Below are 23,054 nucleotides of genomic sequence, written 5' to 3'. Positions count from 1 at the left end.
TCCGGGGTGCCCGCCTCGGGACGGCGTTCGGGTTCAAGCAGTCGGCGCCGCCCACGGCGTCGATGCTCGCCGGGCTGGCCGTCCCCGCCATCTCCCTGACGGTGGGGTGCGCTGGGCGTTCGCGCTCGCGGGGGCCGCCGCCCTGATGGTCGCCGTCGCGATCGGTCCGCGTCCACCGAACGCGCCGAGGAGGATCCCTCGCGCCGATCGCGTCAAGCCGGACGCGTTGCCGCACCGCGCGACGCTGGTGGTCCTGCTCGGCAGCGGTGCCATCGGCATCGCCCTGCTCGCGGTGGGGCGACCGGCCACCGTCGTCCTCGGCGCGGTGGTGGCGCTCGCGGGCACGTGGGGGTTCCCGGGGGTCTTCTGGTACGCGCTCGTCAGCGCCTACCCCGCGACGCCGGGACGTATCACCGGCACGATGGCGCCCGCAGCCCTCGGGGGCGTGGTCGGGCCCATCGGGTTCGGTGCGGTCGCGACGGCGGTGAGCTACTCCGTCGCCTGGAGCCTGGCCAGCGCGGTCGCCCTGCTCGCGGCGGCGGCCATGCTTTTCGGCGCACGCCGCCTGGCGCTCACGGGCGTGCCGAGTCCGTGAGCGCCCTGCCGACGTCGTCGGTCAGCAGCCGGGGAGAAGGGACCTGATCCCGCCGGTGGTCGGGTTCGTCCACGCACAGCCGAGGGTCGCGGACGAGATGTCACCGAGCAGGTCCTCACCCTCCGGTCGGACCCCGGTCTCGACCCAGTCGAACAGGTCGGTGTACGACTGCTGCCACTCCGCGGCGCTGAAGGTGCAGTGGTTGACGTCGCGGATCGCGCGCTGGACCAGCAGGTCGCTCGCTCCGTTGGCGGCGACCCGGTCGGCGTAGATCCGCTGCATCTCGATCGGCACGAACAGGTCACCGATGGTGTGGATCGTCAGCACGGGGATCCCGGGGTCGCCCTGGATGATCGGGGCGGGCTGCATGCCCTTGGACCTACGCACCCGGTTGGCTGCCTCGACCCGCAGGATCTCGTCGTTGAGGAACGCGAACTCGTCCCCGTACTCGGCGTAGTCGGTGTCACTGTTCTGCGCGACGATCCCGGAGCGGCCCGCGATGGTCCCGTCACCCTCGCCGAGCGCGAAGAAGAAGTCGCCATCACCCACGGCGTGCCAGAAGTCCCAGGCCACGTCGAAGATCGGCCCACGCTCACCGCCGGAGCGGACCTCCACGAACGACTTGAAGTCCTGGCCGGTCGCGTTGAGCAGCGCGGGTCCGAGCACACCGTCGAACGCCCACGCGGTGCTCGGTGCACCCACGAGGTCGTAGTTCGACAGCGCCTGCTTGATCTCGACCACCTCGTCGCCGACCCAGTCGGCGTCGGGGTAGGTCAGGGTGGCGGCATCGAGACCGGCGTAGGCCGCGGCGCCGAGGTTGTAGTCGAGGAAGTAGTCGAACAGCTCGACGTCGCCCATCACGCCGCAGGCCGGCAAGGCGCCGTCGTACAGCTTCGGGAAGCGCTCGATGGCCGACGCCGTGACGTGGCCACCCATCGACACGCCGGCGAGGTAGGTGCGGTCGGGCTTGCCCCACAGCTGGGTCGCCCGCTGGGTCACGTTCTTGGTGTCGAGCACGCCGACGCCCGGGTCGTAGCTGTTGCGCCGGTAGCTCGAGGCGATCCAGGCGTAGCCCTGGTCGAGCAACCACTCGCGCGCCGGCGGTGGGTCCACGTACAGCCGCTCGCCCTCGCCCCGGTAGCCGTGGGCCCAGACGACCAGTTCACCGTTCCATGCCTCACCCTCCGGCCGCTGGCCGACGAACCCGGCCCCGGCGATCTCGCCGACGACCGTCTCCACCCCGGCGGCCTCGATGACGGACACCGGCCCGCCTCTGAGCGGGGCATCCGGATCGAAGACGTACTCGGGCCCCCGGGCGGCCGAGGCCGGCAACGCCAGCGTGGCCACGAGGGTCAGGACGAGGATGACGAGCAAGGACGAACGGCGCACGGCGAGCTCCCGGTCGGTGCACGGAGGGGGACGTCGACCCGCTCCCGGCAGGTCGACGCGAGGATGCTAGAGGACGTTAACCGAGCGTGCCCTCTGGATGACAGTTAGCGAGATGTCGCCCCTCGCGGGCCGCGCCTCGCTACCGCTCAGCGGCTCGGCGGCTCGGCGATCACCGTCGCCGAGGGGGCCTCCTGGGAGTAGACGATGCGGACGTGTTCGCTCGGTACCGGGCGCTGAGAGTGCCAGTGGGCGACCACGCACACGTCGATGTGCCTTGCTGTCGCCCGCTGCACCGCTGATCACGCGTTGCGCCGCTGATCACCCCCTCGAGCCAGTGCGCAACCGCCGTGCTGCTGTGGTCACGGGGCGCCGCCTCCTCCGACCATCGTCGCCTCCGGGCGTCAGCCAACAGCGGTACCGGCGGCTCGGGGCCGCTCGCGGCCGAGGTCAGACCAGCGGGAGGGCGTAGCGCCACAGTGCCACCGCGTGCATCCCGCTGGCGACGACCACGAGGACGTGGAAGACCTCGTGGAAACCGAACCAGTTCGGCCAGGGGTCGGGCCCCCGACGGGCGTAGACCACGCCGCCGACCAGGTAGGTCAGCCCACCGGCGATCACGAGGGCGATCCCGACCGGCGACAGCACGTGGCTGACGCGCAGCAGCGGGATGGCGGCCAGCGCTCCGAACGACGCGTACGCCGCGACGGTCAGCCAGCGAGGCCCGCGTACGGGTGACAGGGCGACCGCAGCCCCGGTGATCGCCAGCGCCCAGGCACCCACGAGGCTCCAGGTCCGCCACGCGCCACCGAGGGTGTGCACCGCGAAGGGCGTGAACGTCGCGGCGATGAACAGCTGGATCATCGCGGTGTCGACCCGCGCCAACCACCGCCGAACCCGATCCGGCCAGGTCGGCAGGTGGTAGGTGCCCGAGACGGCGTAGAGGGCCACGAGACCGACACCGAACACGGTGACGCTGGCGCGGGGCAGCCCGGGTTGTGCCGCACGCCAGAGCAGCACGGCTGCGACGACGGCCGCGGGTGCGGCCACCCCGTGGACGTAGCCACGCAGCCGTGGGCGGGGCAGCGACACGGGTGCGACCACGTTCAGGCTGGTGGGAGGCGAGCCGGAGGCTTCCTGCCGCTGCCATCGCAGCGCACCGTGGAAGTCGTCGGGACCGTTCCACCGCAGGCTACCCCGCTCGGGGGGTGGGCCGTCGTGGTCGAGGACGTACGGTCCCACCTCCGACGAGGAACGAGGGATCGGTGGCCGGCAAGCGCGACGGCAAGGGCAAGGCGGCCCGGCGCAGAGCGCAGCTCGACCGCCTCGCCGCCTCCTCCGGCGCGGGGGATGCCCGGCGTGCCCGCGATCGCGACGCAGCTGCCCGGTCGGCGGCGGCCGGGCCGTCCGCGGCGAGATGGCTGGTCCCGGCCGGCGATGGAGACGCGACCACGGTCGCGGTGGACGTGGTCGCCGATCTGCTCGCGCTCGACCCACGCACGACCCTTCGCGGTCGCGGAGGGGACCAGCTGCGTGAGCTCGCCGGCGTCGTCGCCGACCTGATCGCCCTCGACGTCGTCGCGCCGTCAGGTCGGCCGCTGGTCGAGATCGTCACCGATGACGAGGCGCTCCGCCAGCAGCTGCGCCCATCGTTCGACCTCGATGCGCTGCTCAGCGGTGGGCCGGTCGCGGGGGACCGTCACGACCGCACGGTGCGCGTCGCGGAGGCGCTGCTGACCCGTGGGGCGCAGCACCGGGACGGCGCCCTCGACCTGCACCGGCAGGTCGCACCCGTCGGAGCGGAACGCCACACGCGGGCCGACGAGGTCGAAGCCACGGTACGTGTGGCGACCGAGGGTCTGTCGCTGCCGGCCGCTCCCGATCCGGCGGTGGTGACCACGACCGGTGGCTGGACGGCGGTCGGTCCGGTGGAACTGTTCCTCGCCGCAGGTCGGGGCCTGTTGACCGGCAGCGCCGGTGACGTCGGTGGCGCCGCGCTGGTCGCCTGGCTGGACCAGGCGCGGCGCGGTCGGGCCGACGGCTGGTGGCCCGCGCTCCAGGGGTGGCTGCCGGTCGACGCGGCATCGCTGCTCGATCAGGCGGCAGCACGCGCCGGCAGCGATCACCCGGACGTCGCCGGTGCGGCGCTCGTGGAGCTGATCGCAGCGCGCTACCCGATCGCGCCGCCGAGCTGACCGGTCCCCACCTGCAGGCCGAGGTCGGTGATCGTCGCGCGTCGCAGGTCCGCACCGACCACGTCGATCAGGCACCGCTCGGTGCGGTCGGCCACCTCGTCCACGTCGGTGTCCACGCCGAGCGTCGCCAGCGTCGTGACCCGCTTGTCGGTGATCCCACACGGCACGATGCCGGCGAAGTCCGCGAGGTCGGAGGTGACGTTGGTGGCCCACCCGTGGGTGGTCACGGCGCCGGCGGTCACGTGCACGCCGATGGCCGTGACCTTGGCGTCGCCGACCCAGACGCCGGAGAACCCGGCCACCCGCTCGCCCGTGACACCGAAGGTGGACAGCACCCGAAGGTTGATCTCCTCGAGGGTGCGGACGTGGTCGACCACACGCGGGCCGTCGAGCTTCCAGATCGGGTAGCCGACCAGCTGTCCGGGCCCGTGGTAGGTCACGTCGCCGCCACGGTCGATCCGGTGCAGTTCGATACCGCGGCGCTCGCGTTCGGCACCGTCGAAGACCAGGTTGGTCTCGTCCGCCCGTCGGCCCAGGGTGTAGACGCGCGGGTGCTCGAGCAGCAGCAGGACGTCGCCGATGTCGCCGGCGGTCCGTCGCGCAGCGAGCTCCTGCTGCCACGCCCAGGCGTCGAGGTAGGGCACCGTGCCGGCCCGGACCACCGTGATCGGTGCGTCCGCGTCGGCACGGAGGGTCCGGGGATCGCCGGGGATGCGCGTCACCGTGCCCTCCCTACCGGCCGACGGTTCAGAAGCCGAGCTCGCCCGAGAAGTCGTGGGTCTCGAGGGTGTACTTGAGGTCCTGGAGGAACCGGGCGGTGTCGGCGCCGTCGACCATGCGGTGGTCGTAGGACAGGCACAGGTAGCTCATCCAGCGGATCGCGATGGAGTCGCCGTAGCCGTCGGAGACGACCACGGGCCGCTTCTCGATGGCGCAGGCGGCCAGGATGGCGACCTGGGGTGGGGTGAAGATGGGGGTGTCCCAGAGGGTGCCTCGCGAGCCGGTGTTGGTGATGGTGAAGGTGGCACCGGAGATGTCGTCGGGCTGGAGCTTCTTGGATCGTGCGCGGCCGGCGATGTCGCCGATCTGGCGGGCCAGCCCGGGGACGGTCAGGTCCTGGGCGTTCTTGATGTTGGGTACCAGCAGGCCGTGCTCGGTGTCGACGGCCATGCCGAGGTTGATGTAGCGGTGGAAGGTCGCGGTGCCCGACTCCATGTCGATGGAGCTGTTGAGCGCGGGGTGGCGTGGCAGGACCATGCACACCGCGCGGGAGATCAGCGGCAGGGGCGAGAGGCTGACCCCTTCGCGGGCCTTGAACGCGTCCTTGACGGCCGTGCGCAGGTTCATCAGCGCGGTGAGGTCGACCTCGACCGCTGCGGTCAGCTGCGCGGTGGTCTGCAGCGCGTTGTGCATGGCCTTGGCGGTGGCCTTGCGGACCCGGGTCAGGTCCTGGGTGACCTGACGCTCGCCGCCGAAGTCGATCTGCAGCGGTGAGGCTTCCGGCCGCTTGCGGTCGGTCGGAGCGGTTGGTGCAGCCGGCGGGGGCGTGGGCGCGGCCGGGGCGCGAGCACCGGTGTCGGCGGCCGGCGCGGCCTCGGCGCCCGCGTCAGCGGCCTGGCCGCGATCGCCTTCGCCGCCCGCGGCGATCGCCCGCTCGGCGTCCTCGCGGGTGATCCGTCCGCCCGGGCCGCTGCCCCGCACCTGATCGGGCGACAGGTCGGCCTCGCGCAGCAGCTTGCGGACCAGCGGCGAGGTCAGCGCCGCCTCACCCGACGGGCCGCCGTCGGACGAGGTCCCGCCCCCGGCTGCCGGGGCCTGCTCCGCACGCTCCGCCTCGCCGGTGTCGGTGTCCTTGCCCTCGTCGGCGCTCTCCTGCTCGTCGGCGCTCTCCTGCTCGTCGGCGCCCTCCTGCTCGCCACCGTCGTCGCTGGCAGCCTCGCCGCCGTCCTGTCCGTCGTCGCCGTCGTCGCCGCCCTCCTCGTCGTCGGCGCCCTCGCCGATGACGGCGATGACCTGGCCGACCTGGATCTCGTCGTCGACCTCGGCCTTGAGCTCCTTGACGGTGCCCGCGACCGGGGTGGGGATCTCGGTATCGACCTTGTCGGTGGAGATCTCCACGATGGGTTGGTCGACCTCGACCTGGTCACCGACCTCGACCAGCCAGGCGGTGATGACACCTTCGGTGACGGATTCGCCCAGCTGGGGGAGCTCGACCTCGGTAGCCACTGGTGGTTCTCCTCGTGTCGTACGGGTCGGTGTCAGCCGTGCAGCGCGCGGCCGGCCAGCGCCAGGTGCGCCTCGCCGATCGCTTCACCGAAGGAGGGGTGGGCGTGGATCAGGTGCGCCACGTCGGTGGGCAGCGCCTCCCAGTTGTAGATCAGCTGCCCTTCGCTGATCAGGTCGGTCGCACGCGGGCCGACCAGGTGCACACCGAGGACCCGTCCTGCGCCACCTTCGGCGTCGTCGTCCTTGACGGCCACCAGCTTGATCATCCCGGTGGCCTTGGCCATCGCCGCCCGGCCGAGGGCCTGGAACGGGTAGCGCTCGGTGACCACCTCGAACCCGGCGTCGGTGGCCTCGGCTTCGGTGTAGCCCACCGAGGCGACCTCGGGGTGGGAGTAGGTCACCCGCGGCACGCCCTTGTAGTCGATCGGCAGTACGTCCAGCCCGGCGAGCTGGTCGGCGACCAGCATCCCCTCGGCGAACGAGGCGTGCGCGAGCCCGAGCGTGGCGATCACGTCGCCGACGGCGTAGATGCCGTCCACGTTGGTACGGCCGTACTCGTCGACCGTGACGAACCCGCGGTCGTCGACCTCCACGCCGGCTGCGTCCAGTCCGGCGCCCTCGGTCACCGGCCCGCGGCCGATGGCCACCAGCAGCAGGTCGGCCTTGACCTCCTCGGTGCCCTTGCTGGTCTCGACCTTCACCGTGACCGTCCGCGAGGTCGACGACACCTCCGAGACCTTCGCCGCCGTCATCGCGTTGATGCCCCGCTTACGGAACGCGCGACCGATCTCCTTGGAGGAGTCCGCGTCCTCCAGCGGCAGCAGCCGGTCCTCCATCTCGATGACGGTGACCTCGACCCCGAACGCGTTCCACGCCGTGGCGAACTCCATCCCCACCGCACCCGAACCCAGCACGATCGCCCGCTTGGGCAGCTTCTCCAGACCGAGCGCGTGGTCGGAGGAGATGATGCGCTTGCCGTCGAACGGCGCGAACGGCAACTCCTTGGGCTTGGAGCCCGTGGCGATCACGATCGCGGGCGCCGACACCGTGCGGTCCTCACCGTCCTCGACCGAGATCTCGACGGTGTCCGCACCCGTCAGCGTGCCGGTGCCGTGGATGGTCTCCACCCCACGGCCCTTCAGCGCCCCCTGCAGGCCCTTCCACATCTTGTCGACCACGGCATCCTTGTGGGCGTTGAGCGCCGCGACCTCGATGCCCTGGTAGTCCAAGGTGACCCCGAAGTCGCCCGCCTCCTGGGCGTACTCGGCCACCTCGGCGGTCTGCAGGATCGCCTTGGTCGGGATGCACCCCCAGTGCAGGCACGTCCCACCCACCTTGGCCCGCTCCACGAGGATCACGTCCAGGCCGAGCTGCGCCGCACGCAGCGCCGTCGAGTACCCGCCGGTCCCACCGCCGAGCACGATCACGTCCGCATCGTGACCCTCGGCCCGGGAGACCCGCTTGCCCGACGGGCTTGAGGCTGCACCGCTGTCCTTCCCGTCCGCGGTGTCCTCGCTGGCGCCCGCGTCGTCGGCGCTGCCGGAGACGGGCTCGTCGCTCTCGCCCGGGTCGGACTGGTCGGCCTCGAGGTTCTCGGGGTCGTCGTCGCTCTGCTCGTCGCCGCCATCCTGGGCGTCGTCGCCGCCCTGCTCGTCGTCGGCGCCCTCGCCGATGACGGCGATGACCTGGCCGACCTGGATCTCGTCGTCGACCTCGGCCCTGAGCTCCTTGACGGTGCCCGCGACGGGGGTCGGGATCTCGGTGTCGACCTTGTCGGTGGAGATCTCCACGATGGGTTGGTCGACCTCGACCTGGTCACCGACCTCGACCAGCCAGGCGGTGATGACACCTTCGGTGACGGATTCGCCCAGCTGGGGGAGCTCGACTTCGGTAGCCACTGGTGGTTCTCCTCGGGGGAGGGGGACGCGGTGGCGGTGCCGCTGGCGTCCGTGGGAGCGGGGGCGTCACCGCGTGCGGGGACGGTGGGCGCCGAACCTAGCCGAGCCTCCCTGGGGTCGCAGAGGGCCCCCGGGCGGGCCACCCGGCAGGGTCGCTAGCGTCCCGGTGGGTGGCACCGGCCCGCCGGCTCACCGGCCGCCCGCGCACGACCCGACGTCCGTCCCCTGCCCCGGAGCCCCCGTGAGCGAGACCGATGCCGCGACCACGTCATCCGGCGGCCGTGCGTCGGCGCCGCTCCGAAGGACCCCGCTGACGGCCCGGCACGAGCAGGCGGGGGCCAAGCTGGCGCCGTTCGCCGGCTGGGCCATGCCGATCTCGTTCGACGGGGTCCTCACCGAGCACGCCGCCGTCCGCGATGGGGTCGGGATGTTCGACGTGTCCCACCTCGGCACCGTGTGGATCACCGGTCCGGCCGCCACGGCCGTGGTCGGCCGGGCGTTCACGGCGGATGCCGATCTCATCGATCCGGGCGGCTCCCGCTACGCCCTCTGCACCGCCGAGGACGGTGGCATCCTCGACGACCTGATCGTCTACCGCCTCTCCGAGCACCGGTGGCTGACCGTCCCGAACGCGGCCAACACCGCCACGGTCGTGGGCCGGTTGCGCAGCGCGGCGGCCGAGGTCGCCGTGGAGGCCGGGCCCGACGTGGCGGCAGCCGCGGCCGGCGCCGACCCGGAGCCCGCTGACCTCGCCGTGGGGTTCGCCGTGGTCGACGACGCGTCCGCCGGGTGGGCCGTGCTGGCCGTCCAGGGGCCACGGTCCCTGACCACCGTCGAGGACGCCCTCGGCATCGATGCGGCTGCCGCGCCCTGGGGGTCGGTCGGCGAGGTGGCACTCGGCGACGACGCGCCCGTGTCCGGTCGGATCGTGCTCTGCCGCACCGGGTACACCGGCGAGGTCGGGGTCGAGCTGCTGGTCCCCGGCGAGCTCGCGGTCGGCGTCTGGGACGCGCTCCTGGCGGCGGGCGCCGCACCGTGTGGCCTCGGCGCGCGCGACACCCTCCGCCTCGAGATGGGCTACCCGCTCCACGGTTCGGACCTCGGACCGGACGTGCTCCCCGCCGAGGCACGGCTGTCGTGGGCCGTCCAGTTGACCGATGGCGACGGCGAACCGCGTCGCTTCCCGGGCGCGGTCGCCATCACGGCGGCGGCAGCCTCCGGCCCGGCACGCCGGCTGTGGGGCGTGCGCACCTCCGGCCGTCGGCCGCTGCGGGCGGGCAGCGAGGTCAGGCGGGGCGACACCGTGGTCGGGACCACGACCTCCGGCGGCTTCTCGCCGACCCTCGGCGTCGGCATCGGGCTCGCGATGCTGGACGCGGAGGTGGAGCCGGGCGGCCAGGTCACCGTCGACGTGCGCGGCAGCCAGGTCGAGGCTGAGGTGGTGCGCCCACCGTTCGTGGACCGCGATCCGAAGGGCTGAGGCTCCCGCCCACCGGACCCGAGGTCGGTGTCGGTGGGCGCCATCACGCCCTCGTCAGCGGAGCCTGCCGAGGGGACCGAGGTCGAGGTTGAGGTCCTCGTCGGTGAGATCGAAGACCTCCTTCAGTTCGTCCATCCGTTCCCGCAGCGCGATGAAGGTGGTGCCGAGCCGCTCGATCTCGTCGTCGTCGAGGCTCCCGGACTCCATGCGGCGCAGCGCCTGGCGTTCCATGAGCTCGCGCAGGACCTCGACCAGGGTGAGCACCAGCTGGGCGAGCCCGCGTTGGACGTCCTCGGGACGGGCGTCGCCGGACCGGCCGCTGTCGAGGAGCTGATCGAGTTCGCGGCTGAGGTCGAAACCGGCCACGCTCGGCACGGGCCCGCCGATCCCGTCATCCGGCGGTGTGTTCACGACGTGGGCTCCCCGGTCTCGGCGAAGGTGTAGGGGGGCCACGGGCCTCCGAGCAGCAGGTCCGGACGGTCGGCCAGCGCCTCCTCCGCCGCGGCGCGGAACACCCCGGAGGTCGCACGCCGGACCAGGAAGCACCGCTCGGGTCCGGCGTGCCCCTCACGATCCGCGACGCGGAGGACGTGGTCGGACAGCGGCGCGGTCACGGCAGCCAGGTCCGTTGCACGGGCGGTTCGGGCGTCGCGTGCCGCCCGGGCTTCGGCCAGCCGACCTTCGAGGTAGGCGCGGCCCGGGGTGTGTTCACCGGTGGATGGGACGCTCGCGGGCTCGGGGCGTCGGGCGGTGTCCGGCGTGCCGAGCGGGGTGGTGGCCCGCACCACGTACTCGACCGCGTCGCCGGTCAGGGCCACGGTCCGGAGCAGCGTCGCCTCAGCCTCGGCGAGGGCGGCACGCAGCCCGTCGACATCGGCGTGTGCCACGCCGAACCGCACCGGCACGGCGGGGACCTGCTCGGTGACCGCTGCGACCACCTCGGCGTGGGCGACCGCCCGCTCGCGGGACGCGCCGGGGGTCGAGGGGTGCTCGGAGCACGTCGCGATCAGGGGGCCACACGGCACGTGGAGCAGCGGGGCGTCGTCGATGCCGCCGATCGACAGCCGGGGGAGCCGCGTCGCCACGGTGTACAGGTGGATCACAGCGCGCCCTCGTCGCCGTCGACACCCTTGAGGACCAACCGGACCCCGAGGTAGACCAGATCGACGCCGGCGACCGAGAGCACGACGTCGCCGGTGATCGTGACCCCGCGCTCGAGCACGCGGTCGAGCAGGTCGACCAGCGTGGCGTCGTTGCCGAGCCGTGTGCCGGTGTCCGCGGGCACGAAGGTGGCCGGCTCGGTCCCGGGGGAGCTCACGGTGCTGCCGACGCCTCACCGGCGGACAGGTCGACCGCGGTGAAGTGGTAGGGCGGCCACGGTCCGGTCATCTCCACGACGGCCTCCGGGTGCTCGCCGCGCAGGTAGGTCACTGTCGACCGGAACCGGTCCGTGGCGTCGTCAGCGACGAGGTACACGCCGTGGAACAGCGGGGGGACAGCACCCTCGAGCGGACGGGAGGTCACCTCCTGCGCGTCCACGGCGCAGGCCGCCAGTGCGCCGTGCAACAGGTCGGCGAGCTGGGCCTGTTCCTGCCACCGCTGGTCGCGCTGGTCGAGCGCTGCGCGGCGTGCCTCCAGGTAGTCCCGTCCGGAGGCGGGCGGCTGTGGGTCCTCAGCGGGCGGTCCGTCCTCGAGCGTCCGGACCGTGACGGCCCACTCCGCGACACCGGTCAGTCGTTCGAGCTCGGTGTGCAGCCGGTCGGTGTGGGTCCGGAGCAGATCGGTGACGGCGTCGTCGTCCGGCAGCACGGTCCCGAGCGGCAGGGGGAGCACCGGCGCGTCGACGAACCGTGCGAGCACGGTGTCGTGGGCTTGCGCGGCGGCGGCCAGCACGTCCAGGCCGTCGGCGTCGGGTCGGTGAAGGACGTCGAACGTCGTCGGGTCGACCCCGCACGCCACGGCTTGGACGTCGCCGGCGCGGAGCAGGCGGAGCGGGCCGCCACCCGGGACCGTGGGCAGCTCGGTCCGAGGCAGCGCGGTGGTCCGCCCGACGATCCCGAACAAGTAGGTCACCTGGTCCAGAGCTGGAGCCGGCTCGGCCGGTGGCGGCTCGCCCCGTGCGGTCTCGGTCTCGGTCGCGGTCGCCGTCTCGGGCGGGGTCAGACGGGGCCCCACGGGGTCGTGTCCTGCGCCCTCGAGCGCCGCGAGCGAGCGGGCGAGCAGGTCGCGGGTCATCAGTCGGCGCAGGGTCGCTCGAACCTCGTCCTGCGCCTCGGCCCAGGCACCCTCGACCATCGCGGACACGTCGACCTCCGCGGACGCCAGCACCGCCTGCAGGTCGCGGAGCAGGTCCCGTTCGCTGCTCACCGGGTCGCTCCTCGCAGCCGCCGCACGGTGGTGGTCACTCGTCCGTCTCCAAGCGCTCGACGAGCTCGGCCTTGGAACCGCTCACCGGCAAGCCCCGGTCACGCAGCTCGTCCTGCAGCTCGGCCTTCGTCCGTGCGTTCCAGTCCGGTGCCGCCGTGACGCGGACGGTCCGGTCATCGTCCTCGCTGACCCGCAACGTGGCGTCCTCGCCTGCCGGTCGGAGCCGTACCTCGTCGGCCTCGACGGGTTCGGGGACGTCCTCCCCGGCACCCTCGCCGCTGCCGCCGTCACCACCGCCGTCCGGGCCCCCGAGGGGCGCCCCCGTCGGGGTGAGCTGGCCTCGGGTCGGCCCGAGGTCCTCCGCTCCCTCGCCGACGAGGTCACCGGGCGACGGTTCCCCCGGGGCGAGCTTGGCTCCCATCGCAGCTTCGAGCTGGTCGACCCGTTCGCGCAGGATGGCGTTCTCGTGGGCGAGCTCGCGGTCGCGTCCGCTCAGGAAGGGGTCGTGCTTCCACCAGTCGATGCCCATCTGCTGGGCGGTGTCGGCGGACGCGAGCAGCAGCCGGACCTTGATGGTCAGCAGCTCGATGTCGAGCAGGTTGATCTGGATGTCACCGGCGATCACCAGCCCCTTGTCGAGGACCCGCTCGAGCACGTCGGCCAAGCCGTCGCCACCGCCGCCGCGCGACGACGAGGGCGGGGCCGCCGGTCGCCGTAGGTAGGGGTTCGCGCCGGGACCGCTCACGAGTCGTCCCCGGCCTGAGCGCGGATGAAGCGTCGGAGCCGCTCGTAGCGGACCAGGTCACCATCGTCGTCGACGATCACCTCGTAGGCGCCGAGCACGTCGGTGGACGGTGGGATGCGGGCGCTCTCGACCAGGTCGAGCCCGACCCGCCAGCCCTCCTCGGTGCGTTCGATGCCGCTGACGCCGTCGACGCGGCGACCGCTGACCTGCTCGAGCTGGCGCGCCGCGAGGCGCGCCAACGCCAGTGGCTTGGGGCCCTTGCGGCCACCCGAACCACTCGGTCGGTCGCCGTCCGAGCTCGACGCACCCTGGCTGGTCGAGCGGTCCTGGTCCTCGTCGTCGGAAGGCTCGTTCGATTCGTCGGCATCCGCCTCCTCATCGGCCTCCTCGAGCCGGTCGATGAGATCCTGCTTGGAGCCGCTGACGGGTAGATCGCGGTCGCGCAGCTCGTCCTGCAGCTCGGCCTTGGTGCGATCGTCGTAACTCACGGGTGCCTCTCTGGGCGCTGGCACGCGAGGTGCCGTGGGGTGGTGGACAGGTGCGGAAGCTCGGCTACGAACCGCTACCGACGGTCTCCTTCGCCTGCTCCCCGAGGTCGCTGATGTCGTCGACGGCCGCCTTGCCGTGACGCAGCCGCTGTGTCGTGCTGCTGGATGGTTTGACGACGTTACCCGCGTGCTTGGCCGCGTCCATGGCCGTGCTGGCCACTGACCCGCCGCTCGGCAGGAACCGCTTCAGGAACCGGAACATCGCCCGGATCGGGGCAGTCAGCGTGCGGAAGATCGAGCTCGCCGCGCCGGTGTCCGCGCCGCCGTCCTCGCCTCCCTCGCGGTCCGCCGGGTCCGTTCCGTCCCCCTCCGGTGAGGGCAGGGCGTCCAGCGCCTTCTGCACGGCATCGGTCAGTCGATCGGTCAACATCCCGAGGCCGGCCTTGTCGAGCGCCTTGCCGACCTGCGCGAGGATGCGCCCGATCAGCGCGTGGTCCGGTCCCGCGTTGGCGACGATCGCCGCGTGCAGCCGGTCGAGGTGCACCTCGAGGCCGAGGATGTCGAGCGCGACGGGACCGAGTTCGAGATCGAGGACCTCCTCCACCTCGTCCCGCGGGTCCTCCTCCACGCGGTACTCGCCGCGGTCTCGGGCCTGCTTGCGGTCCTCGGTGACGTACTCGTCGTCGTCCGGATCAAGGCTCGGCTCGTCGTCCTCGTCCTCGTCCTCGTCGTCGTCGGCTGCGTCCTCGGCTTCGTCGGTGGCTTCGTCGGCGGTGTCCTCGGCTTCGTCGGTGGCTTCGTCGGCGGTGTCCTCGGCTTCGTCGGTGGCTTCGTCGGCGGTGTCCTCGGCCTGGTCGGTGGCTTCGTCGGCGGTGTCCTCGGCCTGGTCGGTGGCGTCGTCGGCTGCGTCTTCGACCTGGTCGGTGGCCTCGTCGGCTTCGTCCGTGGCGTCGGCTGCGTCTTCGGCCTGGTCGGTGGCCTCGTCGTCGGTGGCCTCGGCTGCGTCGGTGGCGTCGTCCGCTGCGTCCTCGGCTTCGTCGGTGGCCTCGCCCCCAACGTCCTCGGCCCGGTCGCCGGCCGCCTCCTCGAGGGCGTCGAGCAGCTTCTGGGCCTGCTCCTCCGCCGCCTCGACGATCTCGTGCGCCCGCTCGGTCGCCGACTCGACGATCTCGCGGGCGCGTTCCGCCGCTTGGTCGACCGCGGCGGTGGCGTCGTCCGCGGTGTCGGCGGCCTGGTCGGTGGCGTCGTCTGCGGTGTCCTCGGCCTCGTCGGTCACCTCCTCGGCCTGGTCGGTGGCGTCCTCGGCGGTGTCCTCGGCCTCGTCGGTCACCTCCTCGGCCTGGTCGGTGGCGTCGTCTGCGGTGTCCTCGGCCTCGGCGGTCACCTCCTCGGCCTGGTCGGTGGCGTCGTCTGCGGTGTCCTCGGCCTCGGCGGTCACCTCCTCGGCCTGGTCGGTGGCGTCCTCGGCGGTTTCCTCGGCCTCGGCGGTGGCCTCGTCCGCCTGGTCCGAGACCTCGTCAGCGATCCCTGCCAGGCCGCGGGCTCCGAGCAGCCGGTCGCGCAGAACGGCCTTGCTGCCCGTCACCGGTTCACCGCGTCGCCGCAGCTCCTCCTGGAGCTCGGACTTGGTGAGCTCGTCGATCGCGTCCACCTCCGACGCCTGGACGCGCTCGATCAGCTCGGCCTTCGAGCCGCTGGTCGGCAGCTCGCGTTCGCGCAGCCGATCCTGCAGCTGGGCCTTGGTGAGCCCCTCGAGGTCCGGCTCGCTGGTCGCCTCCTCGAGGCGGTCCAAGAGATCCTGCTTCGAGCCGCTGGTGGGCAGGCCGCGCTGACGCAGTTCGTCCTGCAGTTCGGCCTTGGTCCGGTCGTCGTCGCTCACGTCATCTCCTCGGCTCGGTCACGGCGAGCCCGCGCCTCCACGAGGCGCTCGATCAGCACCGCCTCGGCGGCGGCGTGCTCCTCTTCGGTGATGCGGCCGGCGTCGAACTCCGCCGCCAGCGTCCGCATCTGGGCCTGGATCTGACCCTCGTCGTACAGCTCGGCCTCGGCCGCGCCGATGACCTGTTCCAGCACCCACCAGCCGGCCCGTGCGGGGCCGGTGATGGGGAGGGTCAGCAGCCCACGGATCAGGCCCACGTGCTCGCCGTCGTGTCGGTGAAGCTGAACGGGGGGAGGGGACCGACCAGTTCGAACTTCACGAGGGGTGCCAGGGTCTCGGCGACCCGGTCGACGGCCTCCTCGAAGTCCGGTCGGCCTTCGTTCGACACGAGGAACGACAGGCTGAAGGCGTCGAGCGGCACGGTGATCGGCCCCTCCGAGATCCCGGCCACGTACGGCCGCAGGGCCTCGATCACGCGGGCGGTGTCGTGCTCTCGGCGCCGCTCGATACCGGCGACGATCCGTTCCCCGAGCTCCATCTTCGCTTCGGTGCTGCGACGACCGCGCAACCGTTCGGCGCCGGGGTCGTCGTCGAGGACGGCGCGGATGACCCGCGCCTCCTCGTACCGTCCACGTAGCCTGAGCTCGACGTGCCCCTCCAACCGGTCCAACGTCGCGCGCAGACGGTGCCGCTCGGGGTGGAGGAAGTCGTCCACGATGGCGTCCAGGTGCGGGACCACCACGCCGAAACGCATCGGGAGGACGGTGGTGTGCTGCGCGAGGTGCTCGAGGACCTGCGTGTGGTGCAGGAGGTTGGCGCGGGTGGGCAGCGCCTCGTCGCCGTCGATCCGCGACGCGACGCCCACGAGCTCCCCGTCGACCACCGTCTCGAGCGGTGGTCGGTCGTCCCCGGTGTCGTCGGGGAGCTCGCGGGTCACCGCGTGCACCAGGTACGCCACCTCAGTCCTTCTCCTTCTCGGCCGCTTCCTCCTCCGCTTCCTCTTCCTCCTCGTCGCCCTCGCCGAAGACGGCCTTGACCTTCTCCTTACCGCTGGTGAGCGCTCCCTCGGCCTTGTCGCCGGCGGCGTCCAGGGCACCCTCGGTCTTCTCACCGGCCATGCCGCCTACCAGGTCCTGCAGGTCGGCGTCCTCGTCCTCGGCCTGGCCACGGAGGTCGAGCCGGTTGGTGGCCTCGGCGAAGTGCAGGTAGGTATCGACGCTGGCGACGACGACGCGGATGTCGATGGTGACCAACTCGATGCCGACCAACGAGATGCGCACGTAGGCATCGATCACCAACCCCTTGTCGAGGATGATGTCGATGACCTCGGCGAGGGTCCCGGAGGCCGGTCGGCGGCGGCTGACGGTGGCGCTGGACATGTGGGTCCTTCCCTGTCGGTCCTGTTGGGTGTGAGGTCGAGGTCAGCCGCTGGCCTGCTCGAGCTCCTGTTCCATATCCATGATCACGTCGGCGAGCGCGAGCCGTTTGACGATGCGGACCGCCCGGTCGAGCATCTCCAGGCTCGGGTACCGCTGCGACTCGGCCTGCTCGAGGAGCAGGTCGACGTACCGCTGCGCGATCTCGCGGTCGGTGATGGCGCCTTCGATCCGCTTGAGGATCTGGTGGCTCGGGTACCGCGACGCGTGTGCCTGCGCGAACAGGTAGTCGACGTAGCGCTGGTGTGAGCGGTTGATGGGCACGTGAGCTCCTTACCGGGGTGCGTCGAACCTGTCAGAGCGGTCGCGGGTGGTGCCCCTGCCATCGGGACACCCGGGGTCAGTCCTTGGTGACGGTGTCCTTCACGTTGCGGGCGAGGCCGCGGACGGGCGAGGTGACCTTCTCCAGCATCCCCTCGTCCGACCCCTCGTCGTCCTCGCCCTCCTCGTCCTCGTCCTCGTCACCGCCTTGATCGATGAGCTTGACCAGGCCGGCGAGCAACTTGCCGACCACGTTGCGGCGCCCGTTCGGGTTGGCGGTGAGGACCGCGTGCACCCGGCGGAGGTGGACCTCGACGCCGAGCACGTCCAACGCGACCGGGCCCATCTCGAGGTCGAGCACCGGCTCGATCCCTTCGCGGGGGTCCTCCTCGAAGCGGTACTCGCCCTCCTCGTGCACCGGACTGCGGTCCTCGTCGTCGGCGCCGTCCTCGTCCTCGTCGGCTTCGTCGTCCGCGTCCGCGTCGTCGGCGGCGCGAGCGTCGTCCTCGTCCTCGTCCTCGTCGGCTTCGGCGTCGTCGGCTTCGGCTTCGGCTTCGGCGGCGGGAGCGTCGTCCTCGTCGTCCGCCTCGTCGGCTTCGGCGTCGTCGGCTTCGGCTTCGGCGGCGGGAGCGTCGTCCTCGTCGTCCGCCTCGTCGGCTTCGTCGTCGTCGGCTTCGGCGGCGGGAGCGTCGTCCCCCTCGTCCTCCGCGCCCTCCTCGTCGTCCGCCTCGTCCGCGTCATCGAGAGCGTTCGGGTCGATCTCGCCCATCGCGACACCGATGCGCTCGAAGAGGGTCTGGTCGTCCACGTCGTCGTCGAAGTCGATGTCGAGGTCGCGAGCCGCCTCCTCGAGGTCCGAACGCTCGAGGTCGGTCTCGGAGATGTCCGGGACGTGCGGGGTTGTCGCGGCCATGACCGATCTTTCGTCTGCGCGAACCCGCCTGAGGCTGCGCGGTCGTTGCGGCGAGGTTGCATGACGGCCGGGTGCGGGGCCGGGCCGCCCGAACGTGGCCGTCGCCTCGCACGCACGGACGGATGGACAGTCGGTGCGCGGTGACCGCCAGGGCGCGTGCCGCTCACCACGGGCGTTGAAGCCGCCGGATCGCCCGTTCTCGGCCGATCACGCCACGAACTCGTCACTCCGTGTGCGCCCCGGCGGTCTGCGTGGACGGCACGGCCGCTGGCCGTTCGGTCCCCGGCCGGCCCACGCCAGGCGTCCGGCCCCGTGGGGTGCGTCGATGCGCACGAGCGCGGCCGTTCGGTCGTCCCCGCGACGTGGCACCCTGTCGGGACACCGACGACCAGGGACCTGCCGTGTTCGAACAGATCGAACAGCGCGAGGTCGTCCCCGTCGCGGTGGTCAGCGACACCCAGGCGGACCTGCTGGTGATGACCCTCCGCGCGAACGGCATCGAGGCGAGCGCGCCGTCGGTGTCGGCCTTCCCGTCGCTCGACTGGGCGGAGGGTCGCGCCATCTCGGTGCAGGTCGAGTCGGCGGCCGAGGCAGCCGAGCTGCTGCGTGGGCTCGGGCACGAGACCCTGCCTCCCACCGGCTGATCGTGGGCGTGGTGCGGGTCGGTGTCGGGCTGCTGGTCGTCTGGTTGCTGGTGGTCGTCCTCGCGGCGGTGTTCCAGCGGCAGCTGATCCACCTGCCCGACACCTCGGCGCCGTCGCCACCACCGGACGTCGAGGTGGTGGAGCTGCGGACCGACGACGGCCTCACCCTGGTCAGCTGGTTCCTCGCGGCGGAGGCCGAACCGGTCAGCACGGTGCTCGTGGCTCCCGGGAACGCGGGCAACCGGGAGCTGCGCCTGCCGCTGGCCCGGGGGCTGGTCGCGCGCGGACACGCGGTGCTGCTGCTCGAGCACCGCGGCTACGGCGGGAACCCGGGGTCGCCGTCGGAGGCCGGCCTGCACGCCGACGCGGCTGCCGCCCGGGCGCACCTCGACGCACGCCCTGACGTCGACCCCGACCGCATCGTGTACCTCGGGGAGTCGCTCGGCTCGGCGGTGGCGGCCGGGCTCTCGGTGGAGGCACCGGCGGCGGCGGTCGTCCTGCGGTCCCCGTTCCCGTCGCTGGTCGAGGTCGGGCGTCACCACTACCGGTTCCTACCGGTCGGCACGTTGCTGCGGGATCGGTACCCGACCGCCGAGCACCTCGCTGCGGTCGACGCGCCCGTCCTGGTGATCGCAGGAGATGCCGACAGCATCGTGCCGTTCGATCTGTCGCGCGAGGTCGCGGACGGGGCCGACGCACAGCTCGAGGTGGTGCGTGGCGCCGACCACAACGACCGCGCGCTGCTCGACGGTGACCGCTACCTCGATGCCGTCGACGACTTCGTGCGCCGCGCGGTCGGCGAGGACCTCACGAACTGACGGCCACGTGGACCGCGGTCCAGTGCAGCACGATGGCCAGCAGCGTCAGGGCGTGGAACAGCTCGTGGTAGCCGAAGGTCGTCGGCCAGGGATCGGGCCGGCGTCGCGCGTAGACCAGCGCGCCGACGGTGTAGATCAGGCCACCAGCTGCGACCAGCAGGGTCGCCAGGGGGGACATCCGCCACAGGGCGGGGACGGCGACCAGGGCGATCCACCCGAGCACGACGTACGGCGTCGCTGCCAGCCACGGCGCAGCACCGAGGAACACGTTGCGGACGGCGATCCCGGCGACGGCACCGACCCACACCACCGACAGCAGGGCGACGCGCCCGCCACCCTCCAGCGCCACCACCACGATCGGTGTGTAGGTGCCGGCGATGGCCAGGAAGATGGCCGAGTGATCGACGCGTCGCAGCCGCGTCGCCACCTGGACGGTCCAGTCGGGGACGTGGTAGAGGGCGCTGGCGCCGAGCATCGCCGCGACGCCGAGCACGTAGGCGCCCACGGCCCACCGGCGTCCGGGGTCCGCGGCGGTGGCCAGGAGCACGGGTGCGCTGAGCAGCAGCACGGCGACACCGGCGAGGTGGAGGCGGCCACGCAGACGCGGACGCGGTCCACGACGGAGCTCGGCCGGAGGTGTGGTCAACGGCGGTCCAGTCCGAATCGGGCGCGACCCTCGGCCAGCGGCGATGCGTCCGGTAGGGCCGGAGGACCCAACCTACCCTCGTCCGTTCGACGAGCCGCCTGGAGGTGGACGTGGTGTACCTCGCCTACCTCGACGGGCACGACCTCGGTGCGGCCACCGCCGGGCCGTGGCGCGAGCTACGGATGTTGCGCGCCGGCCTGGTCCTCGTCGACAGCGACGAGCGGCGCTCGGTGATCTACCACGCGCTGAAGGACCAACTGCCCGCGGGCACGCCCCTGCTCGTGACCGAACTGCACGAGGTCCCGAAGTTCAAGGGCATGGCGCCGGGCAGCCTCGCGTGGGCTCGCGAGCGACTGCCTCGCTGACCGCCCCCGGGTGGCGGCACGAGGTTCGTGGCCGCCCGCCTGGGTCAGACGGTGGCGGGGGTGCGGACCAGGCTGGCGCCGTCGCCGGGCAGGGCCAGCATCCGCTCGAGCGCGACGCGAGCGGACGCTCGCGTGGCGTCGTCGACGCGGACCTCGTTGACGACCTCACCAGCCACCAGCGACTCGAGCACCCAGGTCAGGTGCGGCAGGTCGATCCGGTTCATCGTGGCGCAGAAGCAGACGGTGTCGTCGAGGAACACCACCCGCTTGTCGGGGTGTTCGTCGCCGAGACGCTTGACGAGGTTCAGCTCGGTCGCAACCGCGAGGGTCGCTCCGGCCGGTGCCTCCTCGACCCAGCGGATGAGCTGGCCGGTCGAGCCGACACGGTCGGCGCGCTGGACGACCTCGTGGCGGCACTCGGGGTGGACGAGCACCTCGACGCCCGGTTCGCGCTCGCGGAGGACATCGACCATCTCGGGTGTGAAGCGGGCGTGGACCGAGCAGTGGCCCTTCCAGAGGATGACCTTGGCGTCACGCAGCTGCCCGTCGGTCAGGCCGCCGTCCGGCTGCCACGGGTCGTAGACCACGCAGTCGTCGAGGTCGAGGCCGAGGGCGAGCACGGCGGTGTTGCGGCCGAGGTGCTGGTCGGGCAGGAACAGGACCTTGCCGTCCGTCGCCCCGGTCCCGGCCTGCTCGAAGGCCCAGTGCATGGCGGTCGGCGCGTTGGACGAGGTGCAGATCGCGCCCCGGTGGTCGCCGCAGAACGCCTTGATGGCGGCGGTGGAGTTCATGTACGTCAGCGGCACCGTGACGTCGGCGACGCCAGCACGTTCGAGCCGGGCCCACGCGTCACGGACCTGACGGATCTCGGCCATGTCGGCCATCGAGCACCCAGCGGCGAGGTCGGGGAGGATGACCCGCTGGTCGGGGCGGCCGAGGACGGAGGCGGACTCGGCCATGAAGTGCACGCCGCAGAAGACGATGTAGGGGGCGTCGGCGGCGGCCGCCTGGCGTGACAGTTCGAACGAGTCGCCCCGCGCGTCGGCCAAGGCGATGACCTGATCGCGCTGGTAGTGGTGGCCGAGGATGATGACCTGGTCGCCGAGCGTGGCCTTGGCCGCGAGCGCCCGGTCGAGCAGGGTCGGGTCGTCCGCGGCCGGCAGGTCGCCCGGGCAGACCACGCCACGTTCGCTGGCCGGGTCGGAGCCGCGGCCGAGCAGCAGCAGGGGCGAGCCGACCGGCACGGTCGGGACGCCGCTGAGGTTGCGCGCGGGTGCTGCGGAGGGGCGCGCGAGCGGCGCCGGCGCGGCGGTGGTCGCGGTCGAGGTCGCGGTCGTGGCGGTCACGTCGAGCCTCCCGGAGGGCGGGGAGGTTCTGGTCACTGTGACCAGAACTGGCGGGCAGCGTACCAGCGCCGGCCCGAGCGGTGAAGTGGGGCTGCGGCGTCGGCCATCACGGCGCCGTCAGGCGGCGGCGGTGGCCACCGTTAGGCTCCCGTCCCTCCCGTCCCTGCCGTCCCCGAGGAGCCCGTCGTGAAGGTCGTGGTGGCGCCCGACGGGTTCGGCGGCACGCTCACGGCGCGTGAGGCCGCGGCCGCGATCGTCGCGGGGTGGCGGCGGGTCCGCCCCGGCGACGACCTGGTGTGCGTGCCGATGTCGGACGGTGGTGAGGGGCTGGTCGACGTGGTGGCCACCGCCGACGACACCTGGGTGACCACCGAGGTCGCGGGTCCGCACGGACACCCGGTGGACGCCGCGTTCCTCCTGCGTCCCGACGGCAGCGCGGTCGTCGAGTCCGCCCAGGCGTGCGGCCTGCACCTGGTCCCCGCCGACCGGCGGACCCCACGCCTGGCGACCACCTACGGCGTGGGGCAGCTGCTCGATGCGGCCCGGGACGTCGGCGCGACTCGGCTGCTGGTCGGCCTCGGTGGCAGCGCCAGCGTCGACGGGGGCACGGGGGCCCTCAACGGGCTCGGGCTGCGGTTGACGGTCGCGGACGGGTCGGGCCTGAAGATCGGTGGCGAGGACCTGCACCGCGTGCACGCCGTCCGGTGGGGTTGGGCCGGCGATTGGGACGGCATCGAGGTCGTCCTCCTCGCTGATGTCGACGCACGGCTGGACGAGGCGGCGCCGGTGTTCGGTCCGCAGAAGGGCGCGACGCCCGAGGAGATCCCCGCGTTGACGGAGACCCTGCGGACCTGGGCCGACGTCGCCGAACGCGACCTGCCCGGAGGTGTCAGCCGCGGCGATCCGGGCACCGGCGCGGCGGGTGGCCTCGGGTTCGGGCTCGGGCGCGCGCTGACGGGGGCGCGGTTCGAGCGCGGCGTCGACGTGGTCGCGGAGCTGGTCGGACTCGATGACGTGCTGGCCGACGCCGATCTGGTGGTCACGGGGGAGGGGCGCCTCGACGCGACCTCGTTCGGGACCAAGGTCGTCGGGGCGGTGCGCGATCGGGCGCGCGCGACGAAGGTGCCGGTCGCGGCGGTCGTCGGTGCCGTCGCCGACGGCACCGCTCCCGGTGACCTCGACGTCGAGCAGGCCAGCCCGGCAGGTCCGGGCCTCGAGCCGGCGGCGGACGTCGCAGCCGCCGCCGAACGCCTGGCACATCGAGCGCCGTAGGGACAGCGGTGGCGCGCTGGGCGTGCAGCCGGTGCACCCACGGCGCACACCGACGGTCCTCGCTGGGGCCTGCGTGCGGCCGTCGCCCGGACCA

The 23,054-nt window shown here is 72.7% G+C and carries 26 protein-coding genes and 1 pseudogene; 7 read left to right on the top strand and 20 right to left on the bottom strand.

Annotation, left to right across the window (positions count from 1 at the left end; translation table 11 throughout):
• The first annotated feature begins 106 nt into the window (after positions 1 to 106).
• The gene (locus tag NITAL_RS19500) at positions 107 to 595 is read left to right on the top strand and encodes a hypothetical protein (protein WP_052667842.1); all 489 of its coding nucleotides are present in this window, start codon (positions 107 to 109) and stop codon (positions 593 to 595) included.
• Positions 596 to 616: 21 nt separating this feature from the next.
• Here NITAL_RS19500 and NITAL_RS19495 read toward each other — a convergent pair whose 3' ends face one another.
• Both NITAL_RS19495 and trhA (NITAL_RS19490) read right to left on the bottom strand, forming a co-directional pair.
• Positions 617 to 1,984 carry an alpha/beta hydrolase family protein gene (locus NITAL_RS19495; protein ID WP_052667841.1) on the bottom strand — a complete coding sequence of 456 codons (1,368 nt, stop codon included), beginning with the start codon at positions 1,982 to 1,984 and terminating at the stop codon, positions 617 to 619.
• Between the two features lie 447 nt (positions 1,985 to 2,431).
• Positions 2,432 to 3,223, bottom strand: a complete 792-nt coding sequence (gene trhA / locus NITAL_RS19490) for a PAQR family membrane homeostasis protein TrhA (RefSeq protein WP_052667839.1) — start codon at positions 3,221 to 3,223, stop codon at positions 2,432 to 2,434.
• A 23-nt stretch (positions 3,224 to 3,246) separates the two neighbouring features.
• Between trhA (NITAL_RS19490) and NITAL_RS28190 the strand changes: the two genes are divergently transcribed.
• Positions 3,247 to 4,176: a hypothetical protein gene (locus tag NITAL_RS28190; RefSeq protein WP_052667837.1), complete on the top strand. Its 930-nt coding sequence runs from the start codon at positions 3,247 to 3,249 to the stop codon at positions 4,174 to 4,176.
• Here NITAL_RS28190 and lipB read toward each other — a convergent pair.
• The 4 genes and pseudogenes from lipB to NITAL_RS29445 form a co-directional block, all read right to left on the bottom strand.
• A complete protein-coding gene (gene lipB, locus NITAL_RS19480) occupies positions 4,152 to 4,898 on the bottom strand; it encodes a lipoyl(octanoyl) transferase LipB (protein ID WP_211262529.1) in 747 nt (248 codons plus the stop codon). The genes NITAL_RS28190 and lipB overlap by 25 nt on opposite strands.
• Positions 4,899 to 4,923: 25 nt before the next feature.
• Positions 4,924 to 6,402, bottom strand: a complete 1,479-nt coding sequence (gene sucB / locus NITAL_RS19475; protein WP_052667835.1) for a 2-oxoglutarate dehydrogenase, E2 component, dihydrolipoamide succinyltransferase — start codon at positions 6,400 to 6,402, stop codon at positions 4,924 to 4,926.
• Positions 6,403 to 6,434: 32 nt separating this feature from the next.
• Entirely contained in the window at positions 6,435 to 7,829 is a 1,395-nt protein-coding gene (lpdA, locus tag NITAL_RS19470) for a dihydrolipoyl dehydrogenase (RefSeq protein WP_052669827.1), read from the bottom strand.
• Positions 7,830 to 8,084: 255 nt separating this feature from the next.
• Positions 8,085 to 8,300, bottom strand: a pseudogene (locus NITAL_RS29445) (biotin/lipoyl-containing protein); the annotation flags it as partial.
• Between the two features lie 241 nt (positions 8,301 to 8,541).
• Here NITAL_RS29445 and gcvT point away from each other — a divergent pair.
• Entirely contained in the window at positions 8,542 to 9,780 is a 1,239-nt protein-coding gene (gene gcvT / locus NITAL_RS19465) for a glycine cleavage system aminomethyltransferase GcvT (RefSeq protein WP_052667834.1), read from the top strand.
• Positions 9,781 to 9,834: 54 nt separating this feature from the next.
• Here gcvT and NITAL_RS19460 read toward each other — a convergent pair whose 3' ends face one another.
• The 12 genes from NITAL_RS19460 to NITAL_RS19405 all read right to left on the bottom strand — a co-directional run bounded on the left by NITAL_RS19460 (position 9,835) and on the right by NITAL_RS19405 (position 17,869).
• Complete coding sequence (locus NITAL_RS19460; RefSeq protein WP_052669826.1) at positions 9,835 to 10,146, bottom strand: gas vesicle protein GvpK; 312 nt, start codon at positions 10,144 to 10,146, stop codon at positions 9,835 to 9,837.
• Between the two features lie 41 nt (positions 10,147 to 10,187).
• Complete coding sequence (locus NITAL_RS19455; RefSeq protein ID WP_052667832.1) at positions 10,188 to 10,883, bottom strand: GvpL/GvpF family gas vesicle protein; 696 nt, start codon at positions 10,881 to 10,883, stop codon at positions 10,188 to 10,190.
• The gene (locus NITAL_RS19450) at positions 10,880 to 11,098 is read right to left on the bottom strand and encodes a gas vesicle protein (protein WP_211262527.1); all 219 of its coding nucleotides are present in this window, start codon (positions 11,096 to 11,098) and stop codon (positions 10,880 to 10,882) included. Before NITAL_RS19450 ends, NITAL_RS19455 begins: the two co-directional genes overlap by 4 nt.
• Positions 11,095 to 12,147: a GvpL/GvpF family gas vesicle protein gene (locus NITAL_RS19445; RefSeq protein WP_052667830.1), complete on the bottom strand. Its 1,053-nt coding sequence runs from the start codon at positions 12,145 to 12,147 to the stop codon at positions 11,095 to 11,097. The genes NITAL_RS19450 and NITAL_RS19445 overlap by 4 nt, the downstream gene beginning before the upstream one ends.
• A gap of 34 nt (positions 12,148 to 12,181) precedes the next feature.
• Entirely contained in the window at positions 12,182 to 12,892 is a 711-nt protein-coding gene (gene gvpJ / locus NITAL_RS29645; protein ID WP_083441793.1) for a gas vesicle protein GvpJ, read from the bottom strand.
• Positions 12,889 to 13,380 (bottom strand): gas vesicle protein GvpO, encoded by a 492-nt coding sequence (gvpO, locus tag NITAL_RS19435; protein ID WP_052667828.1) that lies wholly within the window; start codon positions 13,378 to 13,380, stop codon positions 12,889 to 12,891. Before gvpO ends, gvpJ (NITAL_RS29645) begins: the two co-directional genes overlap by 4 nt.
• A 64-nt stretch (positions 13,381 to 13,444) precedes the next feature.
• Positions 13,445 to 15,259: an SAP domain-containing protein gene (locus tag NITAL_RS19430; protein WP_052667826.1), complete on the bottom strand. Its 1,815-nt coding sequence runs from the start codon at positions 15,257 to 15,259 to the stop codon at positions 13,445 to 13,447.
• Entirely contained in the window at positions 15,256 to 15,516 is a 261-nt protein-coding gene (locus NITAL_RS19425) for a gas vesicle protein GvpG (RefSeq protein WP_052667825.1), read from the bottom strand. Before NITAL_RS19425 ends, NITAL_RS19430 begins: the two co-directional genes overlap by 4 nt.
• The gene (locus NITAL_RS19420; RefSeq protein WP_052667824.1) at positions 15,507 to 16,217 is read right to left on the bottom strand and encodes a GvpL/GvpF family gas vesicle protein; all 711 of its coding nucleotides are present in this window, start codon (positions 16,215 to 16,217) and stop codon (positions 15,507 to 15,509) included. Before NITAL_RS19420 ends, NITAL_RS19425 begins: the two co-directional genes overlap by 10 nt.
• 1 nt (position 16,218) lies before the next feature.
• Complete coding sequence (gene gvpJ / locus NITAL_RS19415; protein ID WP_052667822.1) at positions 16,219 to 16,638, bottom strand: gas vesicle protein GvpJ; 420 nt, start codon at positions 16,636 to 16,638, stop codon at positions 16,219 to 16,221.
• 42 nt (positions 16,639 to 16,680) lie between these two features.
• A complete protein-coding gene (locus NITAL_RS19410) occupies positions 16,681 to 16,959 on the bottom strand; it encodes a hypothetical protein (RefSeq protein WP_052667821.1) in 279 nt (92 codons plus the stop codon).
• A 76-nt stretch (positions 16,960 to 17,035) separates the two neighbouring features.
• A complete protein-coding gene (locus tag NITAL_RS19405; RefSeq protein ID WP_052667819.1) occupies positions 17,036 to 17,869 on the bottom strand; it encodes a hypothetical protein in 834 nt (277 codons plus the stop codon).
• 401 nt (positions 17,870 to 18,270) lie between these two features.
• Here NITAL_RS19405 and NITAL_RS28625 point away from each other — a divergent pair, with 401 nt between their 5' ends.
• Together NITAL_RS28625 and NITAL_RS19395 are read left to right on the top strand one after the other, a co-directional pair.
• Positions 18,271 to 18,513, top strand: coding sequence for a hypothetical protein (locus NITAL_RS28625; protein WP_211262526.1), 243 nt, complete (start codon positions 18,271 to 18,273; stop codon positions 18,511 to 18,513).
• Positions 18,514 to 18,524: 11 nt separating this feature from the next.
• Positions 18,525 to 19,331, top strand: a complete 807-nt coding sequence (locus NITAL_RS19395) for an alpha/beta hydrolase (protein ID WP_052669824.1) — start codon at positions 18,525 to 18,527, stop codon at positions 19,329 to 19,331.
• Here the strand turns inward: NITAL_RS19395 and trhA (NITAL_RS19390) are convergent.
• Complete coding sequence (gene trhA, locus NITAL_RS19390) at positions 19,321 to 19,977, bottom strand: PAQR family membrane homeostasis protein TrhA (protein ID WP_052667815.1); 657 nt, start codon at positions 19,975 to 19,977, stop codon at positions 19,321 to 19,323. The two genes, NITAL_RS19395 and trhA (NITAL_RS19390), sit on opposite strands and share 11 nt — an antisense overlap.
• A gap of 110 nt (positions 19,978 to 20,087) precedes the next feature.
• Here trhA (NITAL_RS19390) and NITAL_RS19385 point away from each other — a divergent pair, with 110 nt between their 5' ends.
• A complete protein-coding gene (locus NITAL_RS19385; RefSeq protein ID WP_157041967.1) occupies positions 20,088 to 20,342 on the top strand; it encodes a hypothetical protein in 255 nt (84 codons plus the stop codon).
• A gap of 44 nt (positions 20,343 to 20,386) precedes the next feature.
• Here NITAL_RS19385 and nadA read toward each other — a convergent pair whose 3' ends face one another.
• Positions 20,387 to 21,586, bottom strand: coding sequence for a quinolinate synthase NadA (gene nadA / locus NITAL_RS19380; RefSeq protein WP_052669823.1), 1,200 nt, complete (start codon positions 21,584 to 21,586; stop codon positions 20,387 to 20,389).
• A 288-nt stretch (positions 21,587 to 21,874) separates the two neighbouring features.
• Here nadA and NITAL_RS19375 point away from each other — a divergent pair, with 288 nt between their 5' ends.
• Positions 21,875 to 22,960, top strand: coding sequence for a glycerate kinase family protein (locus NITAL_RS19375; protein WP_052667812.1), 1,086 nt, complete (start codon positions 21,875 to 21,877; stop codon positions 22,958 to 22,960).
• Positions 22,961 to 23,054 lie beyond the last annotated feature (94 nt).

It is taken from the genome of Nitriliruptor alkaliphilus DSM 45188 (assembly GCF_000969705.1).
Classification (GTDB): Bacteria; Actinomycetota; Nitriliruptoria; order Nitriliruptorales; family Nitriliruptoraceae; genus Nitriliruptor; species Nitriliruptor alkaliphilus.
The sequence above is the reverse complement of the archived record's forward strand: the minus strand, read 5'-3'. Positions and strand labels throughout refer to the sequence as shown.